We start from the raw sequence: 20,169 nt of genomic DNA, 5'->3' as shown, positions 1-20,169 counted from the left end.
CAAGATCCAGTGTCTCGTGTGTCCAGGATCAGGGGGCAAGGCCCGCTGGTTCCACGCCTGGCGGACACGGCCGTGATCGACCTGGCCGACCGTGACGGCTACCGTCACAGCGCTCATGCCCACCACGCTGCCGGCGTTCTGCCGGAATCCTGGGACGCCTCCTCAGCACCCGCAGAGCATCCCCTGCACACCAAGGCCCTTGCGGGCATCTTCCAGGGAGCCGGAACCCAGCATGTGAAGGTCTCGCCGGCCACAGCCGGTGAGAGGGACCTGTTCACGCTGGTGGAAGCCGAGGAAGCACTCGTCGTCCCTATCAGGCTGCACGCCCTCACCATCGGAGCTCTCACCCTGACCCGCGCTCCGGCCAGTCCGCCCTTCACCGAGGCCGACCGGGTCCTGGCCGAGGAAGTCGCCCGCCGTACCGCGCTGGGACTGGACAACACCCGTCTGCACGCCGCCCAGGCCGACATCGCCGCCACCCTGCAACGCGCTCTACTCACCGACCTGCCCGCCGTCGAAAACCTGGAACTGGCCGCGCACTACCAGCCCGCCCAGCACGCCGCCGAGATCGGCGGGGACTGGTACGACGCCCTGCCCCTGGACCACGGCGACCTCGCCCTGGTCATCGGCGACGTCACCGGACACGACATCCAGGCCGCCTCCCGCATGAGCGAACTGCGCAACATGCTGCGCGCTCTTGCCGTCGACCGCCCCGAAGAGGACCCCGGTCAGATCCTGCGCCGCCTGGACACCGCACAGGCCCGCCTGACCCTCGCCGACTCCGCGACCGCGATCCTCGCCCGCCTGCATCCCGCCCCGGACGGAACCTGGGACATGGCCTGGTCCGTCGCCGGCCACCCCCCGCCGCTGCTGCTCACCGCCGACGGAAATGCCACCTACCTCGCCGGCGGCCACACCATCCTGCTGGGTGTACATCCCACCCGCGACCGCCCCACCGCCCGTACGACCCTGCCCCCCGGCGCCACCCTCATTCTCTACACCGACGGCCTGGTCGAATCACGCACTCAGGGCCTAGACACCGGTATGACCCGCCTACGCCGGCACGCCACCACCCACCGGCACCTTCCCCTGACCCAGCTCTGCGCCCGACTCGCTCGCGACCTCGGCGACGACCGCGACGACATCACCCTCATCGCAGCCCGCATCCCGACAGTTCGGTGAACAGCCATCCGGGTCAGTCACCTGGCGAAGTGCCTCACTCGGGGCCGGCTGGCAGACACCGAGGATCGCGGTCGTCTCGCAGCGCAGCCGGCCCCGGTCGGTGTGGCCGAGCCGGCGGCCATGGCGGTAGGCCGCGGCGAGCGGGGTGGCGGGGTGTCCGAGCGGGGTGTCGGGGTGTCGGGGTGGACCAGGGCACGGCGATCACCACGGTGCCGTGGTCGTCGCCGGGCCGGGTGCGCGCGCTCGATGAACGGGCCGACGCGCACGGCGATGTCCTGGGAGCGGCCGGGTGCCCAGGGCTTCGGGTCGCGGTTCGCCGCCGAGGTGGGCGAGCGGAACACGTAGCGTGCGGGGGTTCGCCCGCCCGCTGTCAGGAGGGGCTGAGGAGGATGCGTACGGTGATGCACTTGCCGACCGTGTCGCGCAGGACGGCGAAATCGGCGGCTACGGCCTGCACGATCTCCAGGCCGTGCCGGCCCACCCGCTCGGGGTCCGCACCGCTTGCCGCCGGCAGGACCGGGTCGCTGTCCCACACCTCCACCTCGAGCGCTTCGCGACCCAGGCGCAGGCGCAGGCGGATGGGGCCCGGCGCGTACTTGTAGGCGTTCGTGACCAGCTCGCTGACCACCAATACGGCCAGGCCCGCGACTCGGGCCGGCACCCTCGTACGGTGCCCACCCTCATGGCGGGCGAGGAAGGCGGTGGCCTGATGGCGTGCTTCGGCGATGCACGACCCGTCACCGGACAAGGCGATCGTCGTCTCCGCCGTATCGGCGTCCGGTCCGCCGCGACAATCATCCTCCGGCTCGTTGATCCGCCCTGCCACTTCGACCCCGTCCCTTCCGACGCTGTCTCCCCCCGACGGGTACCACGCCCGCCGTGCATACACGTGTGACAGGGCCATCCGGGGGCACAACCAGTACCATGCCTGAGCCGGTCCTCGCCGAGGAAGCACTGTTGGAACCCGCCGACCCGCTGGTCAGGAGGGTGCGGAGTGCGGGCGACAACCACGCGCTGCCAGCTGGCAACCATTTGTCGATCCCTCTGGCCGAGCGAAGACATCACCGTGGTGACCGTCCACGGCGAGGTTGACCGCGACGGCGTCTCCCAGCTCCTTCAGGCGCTGAACGGCGCCGGGATTTTTCCGCGCACCGCATGGTGAAGGAGGAAGGCTGGGCCCGCGTTGGACATACGGCAGTGGTGTGGAGGGTGAGCAGCGTGGATTCTGCGGATGAGGTGGGCATGGTCGGACCGCGGAGCCTGCGGACCGGGGAGGAACAGTCCGCAGCAGTGGCCTGTGCCGACCTCATACCGGCGCTGGAGGCCATCGGGGCGGGAGCCTATGTCGTGGACGACGAAGGTCGCATCATCGCCGCCAACCGCCGCGCCGAAGACATGCTGGGCCGACCTGCCGACGAGCTCGTGGGGCAGGAGGCTCACACTCTGCTGCACCGCGGAGCGCAGGGTCAACAGCTGCCGACGACGCGGTGCGGCATGCGGCAGGCGTTGCGTCCCGGAAGCACGGCCCAGGACGGCAACGAGTACTTCGAACAGGCCGACGGTTCCCTGCTCTCCGTCTCCTGGACGGTCACGCCGTACGAGCTCGGTGACCGACGCTCCGGCACACTCGTCATCTTCCACCCGGAGCAGGCCCCTGACACCGGACCGCGCCTCGAGCAGGCCGTCGCGACACTGACCGACTTCGAACGGCTCGCTCTGCTTGCTGAGACCACCACCCAGCTGACGTCCACCTTCGACACCGAGGAAGTGCTGCGCCGACTCGTGGGTCTGGTGCTGCCGGGCCTGGCGGACTGGGCAGTCATCGACCTGATCACCGAACGCGACGAGGTGTGGCGCACGGCCGTCGTCCAGGCTGACGGCACCACCCTGGTCCACCACGGGGATCTGGAAGGGCCGATGCCGCCGATCCCGGAGGCATCCCGGATGCCCCTGGCCCAGGCTCTGCGGGGAGTAACGTCTGCCCTGGCCGACCCCGCCATCTATCGGCGCGCTCCGGATTCGGGGCTCACAGCCGAGCAGCACCGTCTGTTCGACACCACCGGCATCCACTCGGCGGCCATCGCCCCCATCCGCAGCACCCGCGACGTCCTGGGGGCCCTCACCCTCGGCCGCGCCGGCCAACCCGCCGCCTTCACCCGCGCCGACCTGTCCCTGCTGGAGGACATCGCGCGCCGTGCCGGCCTGGCGCTGGACAACGCCCGTCTCTACCAGCGCCAGCGCAAGGTCGCCGAGACCATGCAGAACCACCTGCTGCCGCAGATGCCGAGCGTGCCAGGGCTGCAGATGACCGTCCGCTACCTCCCCTCCCCCGACGCCTCACAAGTCGGCGGCGACTGGTACGACGCCTTCACCCTGCCTGACGGTGCGACCGCGCTCGCCGTCGGTGACGTCGTCGGACACGATCTGGAGGCCGCCGCCGGCATGGCCCAGCTGCGCAACATGCTGCGCGCCTACGCCTGGTTCCGGGAAGAGCCTCCGAGCCGGGTGGTGAGCCGCCTGGACGAGGCGATGATGCCGATCACGGACGTCACCATGGCAACCCTCGTCTTCGCCCGGGTGACGAGAACCAGCGACGGCCAGTGGCAGCTGTCCTGGACCAACGCCGGCCACCCCCCGCCGCTGCTCATCACCCACGACGGCCTGGCGAACTACCTCACCGACGGTCATGGCCTCCTGCTGGGAACGGGCGTCCATGCGCCCCGCCCCGATGCCACCGTCCTCCTGCCACCGGGCTGCACCCTGCTCCTGTACACCGACGGACTCGTCGAAAGACCGGGCCATACCCTCGACGACGGCCTGAACCGACTGCGCCAGCATGCGGCCGCTCTCGCCCACCGCTCCCTGCCGTCCTTCACCGACCAGCTCCTGCACCGAGTCCAGCCACCGGGCCTCGACGACGTCGCGCTTCTCGTCCTGCGCACACCCACCCGAGAACGTCACCAGCCCACCCCGCTGAGCGGCGAGTAAGTCCCATGGCAGGGCGAGTAAATCCCATGGCACGACGCCCCCGCAGGGAAAGGTGATGCTGTCCGGCGCCTCCGAGGAAAGCCGACGGCCCCACCCCGCTGCCCTTCGGCCCATCGGGCGCCGGCCATGGGGAGCCAGCCATCGGGAGCCGGCCACCACGCCAAGAAGTCGCCGCACCTAGCCATGTTCTCGCGTGCCCGGGCCAACCCACAGACGATCGATCGCCTTATTCAAGATCGCCTGCGCCGGGATCTACAGGGGGTGGCGTCCCGACACGGCGCCGCCCGGATCGTCTGCGAGGGCGATGCGGGCGGTGATGCGTTTACCGACCGGCTCGCGTTGCGCCTCGAAGCCCTGCGCGACGGCCATCACGATCTCCAGACCATGCTGGCCGACCCGGCCGGCGTCCGCGGCGCGGGCGATCGGCAGCACCGGGTCGGAGTCCCACACCACGACCTCGACCGTGTCGCCGGCGATCTTGAGATCCAGCAACACCGGTCCGGGCGCATACTTACGGGCGTTGGTCACCAGCTCGCTGACGACCAACTGCGTGAGGTCCATGGCGCGCTGGGAGACGGGCAGACCGTGTTCGGCCTGGACCCGGGTGAGGAAACCGACTGCCAGATGACGAGCCTGTGCGATGTCCGTGCCGTCTCCCACGAGGGCAGCACTGGTCTTGATGACCGGCCTGTCCGACGCCGTGCCGCCTGTCGGCGCCGGGTCTGATTCCATCACGCCCGCCATTCGCTCCCCCACTCACAAGTTTCCTGACCCGTACCCGCGCGACCGCCGATCAAGCCATGATTTCCTGTCGGATCAACCACACCGGAGGTCGCTCGCACCAGGCCGGACGGCACTACGCACGAGGGCCTGGGTGTGCCAGGATCACCGGCATGTCTAAGGGAGAAACCACGGGCGCTGGGCACACCGGCCAGCTGACGGTCGAGACCACAGCCACCGACGGCATCCGCGTGCTGGCGCCGGCCGGAGAAATCGACCACCACACCGGTGACACACTCCGGCACGCCCTGGACGAGCGCGACACTCCGGGCCGGCGCATCGTCGTCGACATGCGCCAGGTGACCTTCATGGACTCCAGCGGCATCAACATCCTGCTCGCCGCCCATCTCGACATCACAGCCGCCGAGGTCGGCTGGTTGCGCCTGGCCGACGTACAGCCGTCCGTCATGCGCACCTTGAACATCGTCGGCCTCCCCCACATCCTCCCCTGCTATCCCAGCGTGCAAGAGGCCCTCAACGCCTGACCACCTGCCGCCGGGGAACAGCCCGCACGGACGCCGCGTGCACCCGTTGTACGTCAAGTACTGCGCCTGTGCTTCTAAGATCGATCTTGAGTACGCCGAGGGATGAGCAGAACAGACACGCCACCAACAGAGAGCGACCACGGTCGACCTCGCTTGAGAGCCGTGTGGCCCTCATCGAGGACTCGTGCGCCCATCTGATCTGCCGCGCCTTTCAGCTTCTGCCACTCCAGCTCGTTGGGGCCGAAAGCCCGCCGCGACCGTTCGACGGAGCCATCCAGGGCCCTGACAGCCGCCGCGACATCAGCCACTGTCTGCCCAGCACTGCCCACGCCCTCCAGCGTCCACGACATCCACAGGCCCATGCGCCTACGGTCGCACCGGTCCTGGGCTGTCACCAGCCGACCGCATGGAGAGAAATAACCCGTCTCGGTTCCCGTCTCGCGTCCGGATCCGGCAGGCGTTTCCCTTGATCTCGCAGGACATCATGCGGCACTGTCGCTTCGTAGCGGACGGCGGGTTCGTCGTACCGAGTGCCAGCGGCCCGCTGGCGCCTTGAGCCGGTCGATTCCACACTCGACAGCGTGCCGCTGCTTGTAGTCCTCCTGGTCAAACGTCGGTGACCGCCCGCTACGCGACCCACGCTTGAGGCGATTGCCACGGGAGTCGTGGGCCTTGTCGGCCTGCACCCCGGCCGGGCGCTTGGGCGGCCTGCCGAGCCCCGGCCTCGGAACCCGGATGGCTTCCATGACCGCTTCGATCTGCGGGGAGTCGCCCCACTGCTCGGGTTGTCGACACCGTACGACTATGTGGCCGGCCGCGGGTGCCCGCACCGAGACATGCTCCGCCTCACCTTCCACCACTGGCTCAGTTCGAGCACTGATGAAGATTTGCAGGCTGGTGCCTCAGCTGGAGGAGCATCTGCGCTCAGCGGCCGACGATCCCAAGAGACACAAGCACGTCGGTGGGGACGTTCGGCGAACCCTGGGGACGTTGGAACAATTGCCAAGAGCTGAGGACCAGTAGCTGTTCACGCTGTCTCGTGGTTCAGGTGGGTGAGTCCTTCGATGGAGTCCAGGCGGGTCCGGAGCGAGGTCCGGGGTCGGTGTGGTGGTGAGCAACAGCACCGGGCGGCTGGATGTTCCGGGGCGTGAAGGTCGTCGCCATCGTCATCGCCGGGGATCGGGTAGGGCTGGATCTCGATTCGCCCGTTAGGGAAGCTGGCGAGGCGGTAGGCGCCCCGGTAGTCGCTGTCGCGCTCGGTGAAGACCAGCCCGAGGCGGCCACTGACGAGCCGGACCAGCTCGCCGGCGGTGTGGGTGCTGGTGCCGTAAGTGTGGTGGTCGGTCAAGGTGCACCAGACCCTACGCCCCAGCGGTGGGGGGCGCTCGACAAGCTGGCCGGGCTTGAGGCGGGCTCCGGCACGGACGAGGGCGACGAGGTGGGTTGCGTTCACTGCCTGCCACCGGCCTGGACGGACTCGACGAGCTTGAAGACCATCGTCAGGGCGGCGGTGCGGGAGCCGGCTCCGCGGGTGACCCTGGTGCGCAGGTGGATGGTGGCGAGTGTGGACTCGATCGGGTTGGTCGTCCGTAGGTGGATCCAGTGCTCGGCGGGGAAGTCGTTTAACGCCGGCAGCTCGGCCTAAGCGTCGGTGATTTCCTTGACGGCCTTGGGTAACTTGGCCGTAGAGCTGGGCGAACGTCTTGATCGCCTTGAACGCGAAGGCGCAGTCCTCAACGTTGTAGATGTCCTGTAGCGCCTTGGGCGTACCGGGCCGGGCCGCCGTTCTGTGACACGAATGTCCCATGGTGGGCCACCCGTGGGCCGGGAAACGGTTCAGCGCTTCGGGTGCGAACAAGTGCATCCGTGCGAGCACCTCAGTGCATGAGCACGAGATGCGAATCCGCGCCCCGGCCACTGCATCCTTGTGCTCCGTAAGGTGGCTGAACGTCAATCCTTCACCAGAGCTTCTGGTTCGCAACCGTGTACGGTGTCAGCGGCGTTGGCAAGGGCTACGGGGGCACAGTGGATCTGCGGCATCAGACGGAAAATTTCGTCAACGCGTCTTGGTCTATGGTGGGGTTGCGTAATCTGGTCTACGACATGATGGGTCTGTTGTTCACGGACCTGAGTGCCAACGGGGGCATGGCCGGTGACGGCGCGGCCGGCAGGGCCTTTGCCAAGGTGTACACGGAAGCCGTGCAGACGGTCTTCGACAAGTCGTCCTTCGCCCACCAGGTGATGGCCAGCGGCGCCGGGGCGCTGCTCGATGCCTCCGAGACGCTCCTGAAGCGCGACGACAAAGTGGCAGCCAAGCTCCTGGAAGAGAGCCCCCTGACGCCAGGGATCGGTGTACAGCCATCCGGGCCGGACTGCAGCCCACTCGCCAGTCACAACGCGGAGGACCTGCCCAACGTCGTTGGGGAGACCAGCGGCCTCGATCAATACCTCTTCAACGAACGGTTCCTCGGGCAGCCGCACAAGCTGCGCACCGTCGCCAAATCCTGGCGCAGTGCTGCCAAGATTCTCGGCGACGCGTACTGGGACTCCCGCGACGCCTGGAAGACGGCCACCCTCGATCAGGCGGGCCATGCTGCTGACGCGGTCGAGGCCTTCTTCGAGAAGTTCGTCGGCAAGACACCACCACCCAGCGAGGTCGGCGATCACGACACTCTGCTGGCCAACCTGCCAACCGCCTGCACCATGCTCGCGAACGCCTGTGACGCCTACGCCGACCACGTCGAAACGGCCAAGCAACGGCTGCCCCTGGAGAACAACTCCCTCACCGGTGACTTCCAGTGGCCGTGGGAACAGCCTCGCTTCGGAGGTGACGGACACGACGGTGGCCTGCACGACCTCATATCCGACGATACGCGCATCACCTCACTCGGCAAGATCCCTCACGCTTTGGACAGTTCCAAGTCCCGTGTGAAGATGCCGCAGCCCGACCACGGTGGCTTCCTCCCCGGCCTTCCGCCGCTCCTTGGCCCGCTCATCCGCGTGCCGACCCTGGTTCCGGCCGCCTACCGCCCCCTCCCCGCCAATACCCCCCACATTCAGCCGGTCCCTCCAGGCATTCCGCCCGACCCACGTTTCCCGCAACTCACGCCCTCCGAGGGAACAAAGTTTCAGACATGGCTCGACACCCTGAACAAGGGGGACATCTCTGGCGGCCGGCCGGCCGAAGTCGCCTACCAGAAGCGAGTGGCAGGTTTCCCGGAGTACGAGGTCCCCATCCCGCCAGGTCACGGCAAGTCGAACACGCTGATGGTGGACGGCTTCCGCAACCTCGACGGAATGGCGGTAGAGGCGAAGTACGTCAACAAGCCCGACCAGCGGTGTTACCGCTCGCTGGAAGACCTCAGGATAAACCATGAAACGGGCAAAAAGGACTTCCTCTACGACAAGGACCGCGTGGAACTCCGAAAATACGCTGCCGCGCTCAACGACCCCCGCAACAAGGAGATGCGCGGTGTCGAGACGGTCACCAACCACCAGGAAGCCGTCCAGTACTGGCGCATCATGATGGCTGCATGGGGCGTCAAAAGCCACGCCCGTTACGTCCCCTGACCACCGCTCCGTCACAAAGGAAGCACCGCCATGAAACCGGAACAGATCGCGGAGCTCCGCACCATGTTCGTCTTCACTCCCCCTCACGGGCAGAGCTGGGGCCTGACCTTCGAGACCTTGGCAACGCGGCTGCGAGAGCGGAACCCGGACGAATTCATTCGCGTCGAAGACGGAGGCGGGCCTGTACGCGGGGCCTTCATGAGCTTCGGGATCACCCTCGAGGACGAAGACCTGGAAGGTATGGCCCGCCAGACTCCTGAAGGCGTGTCCGTCCTGGACTGCAACGCCCACCTGGCAGCACGGTTCGCCCTGTGGCTCAGGAACAACGTCGTGCCGGCCGACGTCCCGATCATGTTCAACACTGAATGGGGGATCGAGGAAGACGTCGAGGACACCCTGCTTCCCGACGCGACCCGCCCCAGGATCGTGGCATCCTTCGTCCAGCACCTCGAAGAGACCGGCGGCCTCGACTGACAGAGCGCCGCCTCCGTCGCGATACTCGCGGTTTCGAGGAACACGTTCTCCAACCAGCATGGGGATCCGCGCCGATCGGGTTCGTTCGACGGCTGGTGCCGGGGAGCAGTCAGCCGGTGTGTCCGGGGTACCCCTGGGTCAGCAGCGTGTTCCAGGCCAGGGCGAAGACGGGGAACCCTAGTTCGGCGAGTCTCAGACGGGCCGTCTTCACCTTCACATCCCTGACGCCGGTGGCTTCTTCGACCAGGTCGACCACGTAGTACAGGTGGGTGCCGACGAGGCCATACCAGCTGCGGTTGGGATGGGGGTCGGCTGAGTCGGCGGGCGCCAGGCGGGCGGCGGCGGCACGGACGGTGTCGGCGGTGAGCTGGTGGGTGACGTCGCCGGCGGTAAAGGCTGCCTGTGTGACAGCGGACATGTGATCGCTCCAGGGGGTGGGGTCACGGCAGCACTCGAGTAACCGCGGCACTGCGGCCGGGGAGAGGCGCCGGAGGCGAGCCGCACACAGGGCCGGCCCGCATCCCTATTCCGTCGACCGGCCAGCGGCCACTGGAGCGCCGGCTGGTCGGTTCAGGTCAGTGGCGAAGTCCGCGGTGGCGGCCCCAGGAGGCGTAGTCGACGAAGCGGCCGTGGTCGTTGCGCGGGGTCGTGGTGCCGTGATCGTTGTTCCAGACGCCGGAGAAATAGACGGCCGCCTGGTAGTGGTGCCGATCGCCGTGGTGGTGGTCGGCGGCCGCGGCAGACAGCGCGATCGCGCCCGGAGCGGCGGCTGATGCCTGCGACGACGGTCAGACGGCGGAGCGAGGTAGCGGACACGCAGGTCCCCCCTTCGTGTGCACCCACCCTCGGCGCAGGGCAGCGAAACCACGAGGCGGGCGGGTGCGTTGTGCGGGTGATGCAGCCGGTCGGCGACACGCACCACACCCTGCCGTTCAGCCCCGCGGCATGCGAGGGAAATGCGGAGGCTATGACAGTTACAGCAAGATTCTATGACGGTCACCTGCAATGCCCAACTATGCGTCTCCGCATTAAGTTGACGGACCATCAACCAGGTGAGCCGCAGGATCACAGGGCGGACAGTTGCACCCGCCAGGACACGCCACCCCGCAGCCGTGCCGGCGTTCACTCGAAAGTGAGTAACGAACCACACACAAGGCCCACGTGGACCCCTTCGAGATGCTTCAGCACGGGAGGCCGTCGGCTGCCTGGGCAGGCTGAACGACATGGGGAGCATTGAGGAGCAAGAAGTGGCCATGGCACTGGCCGCGTAGGCCAAAGACGTGGCGTGGGCGCCTGAGGGCACGCCCTGGCATCGGTTCCTCCATGCGATCAGCGGCGGAAGATGGGGCCGCCAGTCCGTCGGCTGGATCATGATCCGGTTGAACGCGCCCCGATAGGGCACGCCCCCTCGGAACGGCCCGGCTGGAGGGAGCACGCCGCGCACCTCACCGGTGACGTGGCCTTCGCCGTCGACCACACGTCTGCACCCCCTGCGGACTCGGTTGGGTCGAGCAGCGCTACACCATGGGAAGCACCAACGGCGCGACCTAGGGCCTGTCCGACGGATCATGGGCAGAAGCCAGGAAAGTATGTGCAGGTCACCGGGCGATATTCTGGGTGCGCTCCGTGGATGACTATGACAGTCTCCGTGCATGTCGATCGTTGACGTGTCCCCTGAGGTGTCTATCGCGTACGAGAGTTTCGGCGACCCTGGAGACCCGCCAGTCTTGCTGGTGATGGGTTTCGGCGCGCAGATGCTCGCCTGGCACGAGGACTTTTGCCGAGCACTGGCAGACCGCGGCCGTTACGTGATCCGGTACGACAACCGGGACTGCGGGCTGTCCACCAAGTTCGACGATCATCCTGTGGACATGGGCAAGTTCATCGCCGCCGTCAGCTCGGGAGACATTCCCGCCGCCCTCGCCATGGTTCCCTATCGGCTTCTCGACATGTCGGGTGACGGCCTCGGCCTGCTCACCGCGCTCGGTATCGAACGCGCCCACGTGGTCGGTGCCTCGATGGGAGGGATGATCGCCCAGGTGATGGCCCTCTCCTGCCCGGAGCGGGTGCTGACCTTGACGTCGATGATGTCCTCGACCGGCGAGAGCGAATACGGCCAGTCCAGCCCGGAGGCCCAGGCGGTGCTGTTCAGTCCCAAGCCCGTGGACCGCGAGGGATACGTTGCGGCGGCGGAGCGGGAACTGGTGTGGGCCTCCAAGCGATACGGCGACGCCTCGGTGCTGCGTGAGTTGGCCGCCGCGAGCTACGACCGCGCCTACTACCCCGAGGGGATCGGGCGGCAGCTCGGCGCGATGATCCTCAGCGGTTCACGTGCGGATGCACTGCGTGAGCTGCGGGTGCCGACGCTGGTGATCCACGGCCTGGACGACACGCTGATCGACCCCAGCGGCGGGAAACGCACCGCGGAGCTGGTGCCCGGCGCCGAACTCCTGCTGGTCCCCGACATGGGCCACGATCGCCCGCGTGCACTCTGGCCCGAGCTCATCGATGCCGTGGTGACCCATACCGGTTGAGCAAGCACGTCCAGAGCAGCATTGAGGGGAGATGCGGCTGCTCCGGTACTGGTGCCGGCCTCGAGTACGCAAGGTCTGTCCCAGATCTTGGGCGCAGCCAGAGTCGAATCGAGGCGATGATGATGGTGCCGTGGAAGATGTAGGCACGCTTGTCGTACCTCGTGGCCACGGCCCTGCAGGTCTTGAGCGCATTGATCGTTCGCTCGACTTCGTTCCTCCTTTCGTAGATCGTCTTGTCGAAGCCCGCAGGCCGGCCGCCCCTGCTGCCGCGGCTCTGGCGGTTGGCCCGCTGGTTCTTCGGTTCGGGGATCGTGTGCTTGATCTGGCGTCGTCGCAGGTATCGGCGATTGCGGCGCGACGAGTACGCCTTGTCACCGCCGAGATGGTCCGGTCGGGTGCGCGGACGTCCGCCGCCGAGACGGGCGACTCGGACACGTTCCATGATGGGGATGAACTGTGGGGCGTCGCCCCACTGGCCTGGCGTGATCAGCTGGGCCAGCGGGCGGCGTCCGCCTTCCCCAACGAGGTGGACCTTGCAGGTGAGGCCGCCCCGAGAGCGTCCGAGCCCCTCGTCGGAGCGGTGCTGCCGGGGCGTTGATCTTTTCCCGGCACCCGCGGGCGTCGCTTGCGGGCGCCGGCAGCGTGCTGGTGAGCCCGGCAGGAGGTGGAGTCCACGCTCACCATCGACCAGTCGATACGGCCCTCCGCGTCGGCGTCAGCCAGGACAGCGGCGAAGAGCCTGTCCCACGTGCCGTCCGCCGACCAGCGTCTATGCCTCTCATACACGGTCTTCCACTTGCCGAAACGCGCAGGCAGATCCCGCCAGGGCACCCCGGTGCGATTCCGGTACAAGATCCCGTTGATGACCCTCCGATGGCTCACCCAACGACCGCCCCGCTTAGCGGACTTCGGCAGATGCGGCTTCAGCCGGGCCCATTCCTCGTTCGACAGATCTCCCCGCCCCACGGACAGGCCAACGAGCCAGGCCCGCTACGGTCACATGATCCGTTGGACAGGCCCTAGCCACCGCGGCCCTGAGGGCCCTGCGCCGCGAGCACCCCGCCTGTCCTGGCACACCCTGGGCGGCCACTTCCAGGACTCCCGGACCTTCTGGGCTGCTGCGGGAGCCCGTGTGCCTGGGAGCTACCAGCAGCGCGGCACATGCCCACATGTCCCCCGAAGGGTGAGCCGACCAGGCTGCGCGCGGGACAGCCTGGTCACTGCCATGAGGTGTCGCCCGAATGAACTGACTGCTCTTTGTCGACGTCTCCCGCGTGGAGGTCGGGCAGCTCCTCCCGGTTGTCGGCCGACAGCTCGCTGCCATTCAGCGGGTTCCGGTGGTTGACCGTTCAGTGGTTCATCATTCAAGAGGGGTCTTCCGTCTCATCCGCGGTACCAGGTACCTGCTAGGTCCACTCCCGTCACGCTCGCCGGAGGCACTCATGCAGCGCACCCGCAAGATCGCACTGGGCGTCGCCGCCAGCGCACTGATCTCGTCCGTGCCCGCCGCCGCCCCGGCCGCGGCTGCCCCCAGCTCTCCTGCCTGCAGGAACGCCGCCCTGTCCTGGGTCGGCGGTACTGCCAAGCACGGCGGTAGCAAGCGGCAGGAAACGGTCGGCGTCCAGGTGAAGAACACCGGAGACCACACATGCGCCCTGCTCGGCGCGCCATCGGTCATGCTCACCACAAACGGCGAGCCGGAAACACTGCTGCAACAGCCGGGAGGCAACAGCGTGGCTCTCGCCCCCGGCAAGACCGCGAAGTTCAACGTCACCTTCCTCAGCGACAACGGCAAGAACGGGCACGAGATCATCCGCCCCGACCAGGCCGTCGTCACCCTGCCCGGGGGCACCGTGAAGACGCTCACATGGAAATGGGGCAGCGTCACCCGGCAGGAGGCGGCAAGCCGCCCCGGCAACTTCGTCAGCCCGATCACCTGACCCACCCCACCCCGTCCACGGTGGTGACCGGCGCCCAACAACATCCGATCGATGGACCGATGCGTCTGGCGCATTGCCGAATTCCATGTCGGGCGAACCGAACTGCCGATGCACGGTGGAGGCCTCCGCGCGGTCAGTGCAGGGGTGTCTTTTCGGAAGCGCGGCGCCGGATGCTGGAGGCACTGGGTGAGGCCGGCGGTCTGTGCACCGCGCGGACAAGAACACGGAGGGAGACGTCTGCACGCTCGATGCCGGGCACTACGACCCGGACGACAAGCTGCCCTTCAAGCCTTCAGTCCTTCCAGCACGGGAAGCCGGGCGGCCGGCACAAGGCGGATGCATTGATCCGGTACGACCTCGACGGGGCCTGCATTCCGCACGCGGCCATCTGAAAGCCGACGGAAGTTCAGGGCCAAGAGCCCCGTAACGAGGTTTCGGCCACCAGACCTGTCGACGCCGATGATTCCCGGCCCGTGCTGGAGTCTGTCTTTCGACAGCACTCTGTTGGAAGGCGGCCTTATGACGACCCTGCACGACTTGCTCGAAGCCCACGTCGGTGCCGGCACGCTGCCGGGAGCGGTTGGCCTCGTGGCCCGGGGTGACCAGGTCGAGGTGGTGGCCGTCGGCGCGCAGGACGCCGACGACGGCGCCCCGATGGCGAGGGACTCCATCTTCCGGGTCGCCTCGATCACCAAGTCCGTCACCGCCGCCGCACTGCTGATCCTCGTGGAGGAGGGCAGGGTCGCACTCGACGATCCGATCGGGATGTGGCTGCCCGAACTGGGAAAGCCGGTGGTCGTACGCACGCCGGCGAGCCCCGTGGACGACGTGGTGCCGGCCGACCGGCCCATCACCGTATTCGACGTGCTGGCCTCCCAGGCCGGGTACGGATTCCCCTCCGACTTCACACTGCCGGCGGTGCAGGAGTTGTTCACGGTCCAGAAGGACGGCCGGGTGCCGAGCAACTTCCCGCCGGCCGACGAGTGGATGGCGGCGCTCGGCCGCATCCCGCTGCTGTACCAACCGGGCGCTGCCTGGCTGTACGACACCTGCTCCGTCCTGCAGGGGGTACTGATTTCGCGGGTCACCGGACAGCCGCTGCCGGAGTTCCTGACGGAGCGGATCTTCGGGCCGCTGGGCATGCTGGACACCGGTTTCGAGGTGCCGGCCGCCAAGCGGGGCCGGTTCACCAGCTTCTACAGGCCAGGCGACAACGGCAGCCTGGGGCTCGCCGACGGCCCGGACGGCGAGTGGAGTAGCCTGCCCGCGCTACCGCTCGGCAATGGCGGGCTGGCCTCGACCGCCGACGACTGGCTGGCCTTCTGCCGGATGTTGCTGGCTGGCGGGGTGGCGGGCGACGGCCGCCGGGTGCTGTCGGCCGACTCCGTGCGCATGATGACCACCGACCACACGAATCCGGCCCAGCGCGACATCGGCCAGCTGTTCCTGGAGGGCCAGGGCTGGGGCTTCGGCGGCTCGGTTGACATCGACCGGACCAACCCGTGGAACACGCCCGGCCGTTACGGCTGGGTCGGCGGCACGGGCACAGCGGCACACGTCATCCCGGCCACGGGCGCGGTCACCATCCTGCTGACTCAGGTGGCGGCGATGGGTCCCGTGCCGGCACCGGTGATCAGGGAGTTCTGGCGGTACGCGGCGGATGCCTGACATACGCATCTCACGCCCGTAGCCTCACGGTGGGCCCAGCTGACTGGGTGGCGAAATCGGAACACACCGCATGGCTGTGTAAGCCCGCCAAGAGATCTTGCTGAGGTGTCCCGGTCGAGCGTGACTGTCGTGACGATCTGATCGCTCGGCGGGTGTGACGACTCGGCCGTGGACGGTGGACGATGACTCGTGGGCGCTGATCGAACCGCTGCTGCCGCCCTGGCCGACGCGGTCGCCGGGGCCGAGGCCAGTGGGTGATCAGCTCTGTCTGCAGCGTCGTTCCCAGCGGACCGCGAGGCGCTTGCACTGATGGAGCAGGGCGACGCGTGAAGTCCCGCATGGCTGACGACTCAGTGCCTCCCCCGTGAGCGGCGCGCGGCGGTCCGCCGTTCACCCGCAGAGCGACGTCGCGGCATCGGCCGCCGGCTCCTCCGAGAGGCGGAGCAGGAGGAGGACGGGATGGGAATGTCCTCGTACGGGGTAGGCGAGCGGACGACGCGGGGCGGTCCGGCGCGCTGCTTGAGGGAGGGTCACGTATGCAATTCGACGACGATGCTGCTCTGGACACGTCCGAGGTCGCGGATGGGCGGGGAGGTGCACTGGGCGGGATCCCGGGGGGCGGTAAGACCGTCGGCGGAGGACTGGTCGGGCTCGTGGTGCTGGTCGCGTCCGTGCTCTTGGGTGTCGACCCCGGCATGTTCGGCTCGGGCAGCAGTGACACGTCCTCGTCCGGCAAGCCGGCCGCGGACCTCTCGGCGAACTGCCGGACCGGTGCCGACGCCAACCGCAAGGAGGAGTGCCGGATCGTCGCCGTGGTCGACAGCGTGCAGGCATTCTGGAAGCAGACGGAGACAGCCGCCGGCAAGCCCTACCAGCAGGCCCCCACGTACCTGTTCACCGGCAGTGTGAACACCGGTTGCGGGAACGCGACTTCCGACGTCGGCCCCTTCTACTGCTCGGCCGATGACAAGGTCTATCTCGACCTCGGCTTCTTCAACGACCTGAGCAGCAAGTTCGGCGCCAAGGGCGGCCCGTTCGCCGAGGCCTACGTCATCGCGCACGAATACGGCCACCACTTCCAGGACCTCAGCGGATCGATCTCCCGCGGCAGCGGAAAGGGCCAGAACAGCGGCTCGGTGAAACTCGAGTTGCAGGCGGACTGCTACGCCGGAGTGTGGGCCCACCACGCCACGACCACCCCCGACCCCAAGAGTGGTAAGCCGCTGATCACCGACTTGACGAAGGACGACATCAACCGCGGGTTGGACGCGGCCGCCGCGGTCGGAGACGACCGTATCCAGCAGCGCTACCAGGGCAAGGTCACCCCCGATACCTGGACCCATGGCTCCGCGAGCCAGCGCCAGCAATGGTTCTCCAACGGTTACCGCTCCGGCCGCGTCGCCAGCTGCGACACGTTCAGCTGACCACACTGACAGCCACGGTACGACGCCCGGCCGTGGGCCGCCGCTGGTGGGCAGATCGCGTACTCTGCCGCGCCGCGGTTGGTGAGCAGCGGCCGACAAAGGCGTGCCAGTCCCCTCGCTCATACGACGGCCACCACGGTCGTGGCATCAGGGTTACCCGGACCCCACCACCAGTCGGTGGTGGGGTCGCTCACGGCGGTGGGCCACCTGCTACCCCGGCCGAGCTCGTTGAGGGCGCCGGCCTCACCGTGGTCGGCCGCGAAGATCACCCCGTTCGCACGCTGCTCGGGCGGGCCACGGGTCCATACCTGGGGCACAGGCCCACTGGGCCGTGTTTCAGAAGTGGCCCAAGGCTGCTGGTTCGTTACTCCTGGTGCAGAGAGGTGAGCCAGCGGTCGTCCTGGAACTCGGCAGGCACCTCGTTCTCCCACGGATCGATCCCGCGGCGCTCCAGCTCGGCAAACCATCGGTCCCGGTGCGACTCGGGGAGGCGTCGTCCGCACCAGGGGCAGAAGTAGAGCGTGATGCTGGACGTGCCACCGTCATGGATGATCAGCCCGTACTCCTGGAACTTGGCACTGAAGTCAATAAGGGCGTCCGGGCAGGCGAAGGGGTCGTCGTGCTGGTCGCAGCGCACGTTAACGCGGTTGGCCATCGTCTCGCAGCAGTGATTGGTCATGACCTCGGCTTCTCGTTGATCGCCACCGTGACCAGAAGTAGATCACGGTCTGTGGTGATCATCGAGTGGCACCCGGGGATCTGACAGACGCGCAATGGACGGTGCTGGCGGCGATGCTGCCGAAAGGTGAGAAGCCTGGCCGGCCACCGGTATGGAGCCGACGGCAGCTGATCAACGGCATACGCTTCCCGTTCGCCGCCACCCGTCCCGACCGCGTGCGCGCTGGTGCGGCCCGGCGCGCACGCTCCCGGGCCGCTCGTACCCTGCGCACTCAGTACACGTGCGGTGAAGCGCCCCCGGCCGGCGTTTCCGGGCGGCCCCTCGGATCGGCTCGTGGCGGCCTGAGCGGCTCTGCCGGGTGGGCTGCGCTACCTGGGGCCGCCTGACAGGCCCTGGGCTCGGTGAGTGCGCTCAGCGATCCAGCCGGCCATCGCCCATACGCCGACGCCGATGGCACGCTCATCCGGAGAGAAGTCGGGGAAATGCGGATAGCTCGTTGTGATGGAGGTGCCAGGTGCACGGACACCGAGAAAGGTGTACGTACCGGGGAGCCGGTTCAAGAAGAGGGCGTAGTCCTCGCCGCTGAAGGGCGGGAAGGCGGCGCAGAGCTCGGTGACCCTGTCCTGGCCGACTGTGCGGCGCAGGTGGTGGGCGAGCAGGCGGCCGTCGGGTTCTGGACAAACCAGGGCAGGGAAAGGCTCAGCGGGGAAGCTCACCTCGGCCCCCGCATATGGCATGGCCACCCGACGAATACTTTCGCGCACCTGCACGTACCGCTCCTGCGGCCAGCAGCGATAGGACACGCTCACTTTGGCTTCCTGGGCTGCTGCCCGGAGGGCTACGAACCGGGCCAGAGGCCCGTCAGGTGTCTGGGCGTCAGCGACGATCCGCTCCAGGTCGGCTGGCGTCTGTGGTAGAGCCACGGTTGCGAGCGCGCCGATATCGACGGCCAAGCGCCGCGCGGCATCGAGTGCGTCCGGCCCGGAGAGGGTCACCTCCGCCTTGTCCTGGCCCGGCATCCCATAGCCCGGAGTCACGGCGAACTGGCCGACCGGGAACGGTCCGCAGTGCAGCGCATGGATTTCCTCGACGTGCTCGCGCTCCAACACACCTGAGTCGATCAGTGCGCGGGCGCCGGACAGCATCTCCTCGGCAGGCTGGAAAAGGAAGACCACCGTTCCGCTCAATTGCCGCCGCAGGCGCGCCAGGACCCGCGCGACACCGATACTCACCGTGGTGTGGATGTCGTGTCCGCAGAGATGGGCCGGCGCGGGACCTCCTCCGACGATGTCTTTGGGCGGAACCGCGTCCATGTCCGCCCGGTAGGCAACGGTCCGGCCTGGACGCGAGCCCTGCAGGACGCCGACGACCCCGTGGCCCCCCACTCCGGTGGTGACGGCCAGTCCCGCCGCCCGCAGTTCCCGGGCCACGACAGCGGCCGTGCGCTCTTCCTGCCCCGGGGCCTCGGGATGCCGATGAATGTCCCGCCGCAGCTGAATCAGCACGTGCTCCAGACGCGCCGCCTCGGCGGCCACCGCCGCCTGCTTCACCGGCCCTCTTAACCCACCCGCGACGGCCGTCCCCGCGCCTCCCCACACCATTCCCACACCGGCCGCCGCTGCACCGGCCAGTAGCGCGCGGCGCGCGAGCACGTGCTCTGTTGGACGATCCACTGTTACCCCTTTGGCTCAAGTCGTCTTCTGGGGCATACGATCGCCGCGCATCGATGTCATTGCCCATCCGGTGAGCCACCTCCCGGCGGTGGGGATAGCCACACCATGGGGCATCGTCGCGTTGAGAGACACATACGAGAAAACCGCAGTGCTGTACATGATCACGGTCTGCGGCTCACGTCCGCGCGAGCAGAGGTCAGCCGCAGACAGAGGGATGGCATACCCAGTTCGGGAGTCGAAGACGATGGTGTGTCGTACAAGGGCATACAACGGCCCCGCAGACAGGAGGAGCAGGGTTCCACTGCTGGGCCTGCGGGGCCGGTGTATGTCTCACGTACCCTGCGGTGCGTCCGATAAGCCCGATCTCTCCCCTCCGTCACGCGCGTACAGCGTTTGGGGCCCCGGCCGTATATGGCCGGGGCCCCAAACGCTGTACGCGCGTTGTGCGCTGCTCGCCGGGCGTGATGCGTCTACCAGCGGTACCAGCGGCCCTTGCGGCCGCCACTGTCCGCCGTACGGACGACGAAGCCGAGCAGCCACACGATGAGCACGATCACCGCGATCCACCACAGCGCCTTCAGTGCGAAACCCGCACCGAAGAGGATCAGAGCCAGCAGAAGAACCAGAAGCAGGGGAACCATAGTTATCAACCTCCTGGCCACCGGATGCCCTTACATCACGCCTACAAGCACAGGAAATGTGTGTTTCTTCCGGGAAGTTGGGGGCACATACGCGCCGCCCTGCATGGTTCCCCCGGCTCCGCCTCTCACGC

General features: G+C 67.8%; 17 protein-coding genes and 1 pseudogene. 10 read left to right on the top strand and 8 right to left on the bottom strand.

Annotated elements, in window-relative coordinates; all coding sequences use genetic code 11:
* Nucleotides 1-18 precede the first annotated feature (18 nt).
* Nucleotides 19-1,182: a PP2C family protein-serine/threonine phosphatase gene (locus ACIBA9_RS05355; RefSeq protein WP_399359962.1), complete on the top strand. Its 1,164-nt coding sequence runs from the start codon at nt 19-21 to the stop codon at nt 1,180-1,182.
* Nucleotides 1,183-1,552: 370 nt separating this feature from the next.
* On the opposite strand, the gene ACIBA9_RS05350 is transcribed toward ACIBA9_RS05355, so the two are convergent.
* A complete protein-coding gene (locus tag ACIBA9_RS05350; protein ID WP_399359960.1) occupies nt 1,553-2,008 on the bottom strand; it encodes an ATP-binding protein in 456 nt (151 codons plus the stop codon).
* Nucleotides 2,009-2,176: 168 nt separating this feature from the next.
* Here ACIBA9_RS05350 and ACIBA9_RS05345 point away from each other — a divergent pair, with 168 nt between their 5' ends.
* Together ACIBA9_RS05345 and ACIBA9_RS05340 are read left to right on the top strand one after the other, a co-directional pair.
* Entirely contained in the window at nt 2,177-2,344 is a 168-nt protein-coding gene (locus ACIBA9_RS05345; protein WP_399359959.1) for a hypothetical protein, read from the top strand.
* Nucleotides 2,345-2,424: 80 nt separating this feature from the next.
* The gene (locus tag ACIBA9_RS05340) at nt 2,425-4,170 is read left to right on the top strand and encodes a SpoIIE family protein phosphatase (RefSeq protein WP_399360024.1); all 1,746 of its coding nucleotides are present in this window, start codon (nt 2,425-2,427) and stop codon (nt 4,168-4,170) included.
* A gap of 252 nt (nt 4,171-4,422) precedes the next feature.
* On the opposite strand, the gene ACIBA9_RS05335 is transcribed toward ACIBA9_RS05340, so the two are convergent.
* Complete coding sequence (locus tag ACIBA9_RS05335; protein ID WP_399360023.1) at nt 4,423-4,902, bottom strand: ATP-binding protein; 480 nt, start codon at nt 4,900-4,902, stop codon at nt 4,423-4,425.
* A 161-nt stretch (nt 4,903-5,063) separates the two neighbouring features.
* On the opposite strand from ACIBA9_RS05335, the gene ACIBA9_RS05330 reads away from it, so the two are divergent.
* A complete protein-coding gene (locus ACIBA9_RS05330) occupies nt 5,064-5,435 on the top strand; it encodes an STAS domain-containing protein (protein WP_399359958.1) in 372 nt (123 codons plus the stop codon).
* 1,027 nt (nt 5,436-6,462) lie between these two features.
* Here ACIBA9_RS05330 and ACIBA9_RS05325 read toward each other — a convergent pair.
* Entirely contained in the window at nt 6,463-6,783 is a 321-nt protein-coding gene (locus ACIBA9_RS05325; protein ID WP_399359957.1) for a hypothetical protein, read from the bottom strand.
* A gap of 635 nt (nt 6,784-7,418) precedes the next feature.
* Between ACIBA9_RS05325 and ACIBA9_RS05320 the strand changes: the two genes are divergently transcribed.
* The gene (locus ACIBA9_RS05320; RefSeq protein ID WP_399359956.1) at nt 7,419-9,005 is read left to right on the top strand and encodes a restriction endonuclease fold toxin-2 domain-containing protein; all 1,587 of its coding nucleotides are present in this window, start codon (nt 7,419-7,421) and stop codon (nt 9,003-9,005) included.
* 30 nt (nt 9,006-9,035) lie between these two features.
* A complete protein-coding gene (locus ACIBA9_RS05315) occupies nt 9,036-9,479 on the top strand; it encodes a hypothetical protein (protein ID WP_399359955.1) in 444 nt (147 codons plus the stop codon).
* 109 nt (nt 9,480-9,588) lie between these two features.
* Here ACIBA9_RS05315 and ACIBA9_RS05310 read toward each other — a convergent pair whose 3' ends face one another.
* A complete protein-coding gene (locus ACIBA9_RS05310; RefSeq protein WP_399359954.1) occupies nt 9,589-9,897 on the bottom strand; it encodes a hypothetical protein in 309 nt (102 codons plus the stop codon).
* A 1,234-nt stretch (nt 9,898-11,131) separates the two neighbouring features.
* Here ACIBA9_RS05310 and ACIBA9_RS05305 point away from each other — a divergent pair.
* Nucleotides 11,132-12,013, top strand: coding sequence for an alpha/beta fold hydrolase (locus tag ACIBA9_RS05305; RefSeq protein WP_399359953.1), 882 nt, complete (start codon nt 11,132-11,134; stop codon nt 12,011-12,013).
* Between the two features lie 91 nt (nt 12,014-12,104).
* Here the strand turns inward: ACIBA9_RS05305 and ACIBA9_RS05300 are convergent.
* Nucleotides 12,105-12,979 (bottom strand): annotated as a pseudogene (locus ACIBA9_RS05300) (IS5 family transposase); the annotation flags it as partial.
* A 476-nt stretch (nt 12,980-13,455) separates the two neighbouring features.
* On the opposite strand from ACIBA9_RS05300, the gene ACIBA9_RS05295 reads away from it, so the two are divergent.
* The 3 genes from ACIBA9_RS05295 to ACIBA9_RS05285 all read left to right on the top strand — a co-directional run bounded on the left by ACIBA9_RS05295 (nt 13,456) and on the right by ACIBA9_RS05285 (nt 17,045).
* On the top strand, nt 13,456-13,953 hold the full coding sequence (locus tag ACIBA9_RS05295) for a DUF4232 domain-containing protein (RefSeq protein WP_399359952.1): 498 nt from the start codon (nt 13,456-13,458) through the stop codon (nt 13,951-13,953).
* A 519-nt stretch (nt 13,954-14,472) separates the two neighbouring features.
* The gene (locus tag ACIBA9_RS05290) at nt 14,473-15,621 is read left to right on the top strand and encodes a serine hydrolase domain-containing protein (RefSeq protein WP_399359951.1); all 1,149 of its coding nucleotides are present in this window, start codon (nt 14,473-14,475) and stop codon (nt 15,619-15,621) included.
* Between the two features lie 536 nt (nt 15,622-16,157).
* Nucleotides 16,158-17,045, top strand: a complete 888-nt coding sequence (locus ACIBA9_RS05285) for a neutral zinc metallopeptidase (protein ID WP_399359950.1) — start codon at nt 16,158-16,160, stop codon at nt 17,043-17,045.
* Between the two features lie 364 nt (nt 17,046-17,409).
* Here ACIBA9_RS05285 and ACIBA9_RS05280 read toward each other — a convergent pair whose 3' ends face one another.
* The 3 genes from ACIBA9_RS05280 to ACIBA9_RS05270 form a co-directional block, all read right to left on the bottom strand.
* Nucleotides 17,410-17,724 carry a DUF6980 family protein gene (locus ACIBA9_RS05280; RefSeq protein WP_399359949.1) on the bottom strand — a complete coding sequence of 105 codons (315 nt, stop codon included), beginning with the start codon at nt 17,722-17,724 and terminating at the stop codon, nt 17,410-17,412.
* Nucleotides 17,725-18,092: 368 nt separating this feature from the next.
* Nucleotides 18,093-19,376, bottom strand: a complete 1,284-nt coding sequence (locus ACIBA9_RS05275) for a M20 family metallopeptidase (RefSeq protein ID WP_399360022.1) — start codon at nt 19,374-19,376, stop codon at nt 18,093-18,095.
* Between the two features lie 491 nt (nt 19,377-19,867).
* Nucleotides 19,868-20,038, bottom strand: a complete 171-nt coding sequence (locus ACIBA9_RS05270) for a hydrophobic protein (RefSeq protein WP_093682652.1) — start codon at nt 20,036-20,038, stop codon at nt 19,868-19,870.
* Nucleotides 20,039-20,169: the final 131 nt, after the last annotated feature.

Origin of the sequence: Streptomyces sp. NPDC051452 (genome assembly GCF_044454765.1) — a bacterium.
Lineage (GTDB): Bacteria > Actinomycetota > Actinomycetes > Streptomycetales > Streptomycetaceae > Streptomyces.
The sequence above is the reverse complement of the archived record's forward strand: the minus strand, read 5'-3'. Positions and strand labels throughout refer to the sequence as shown.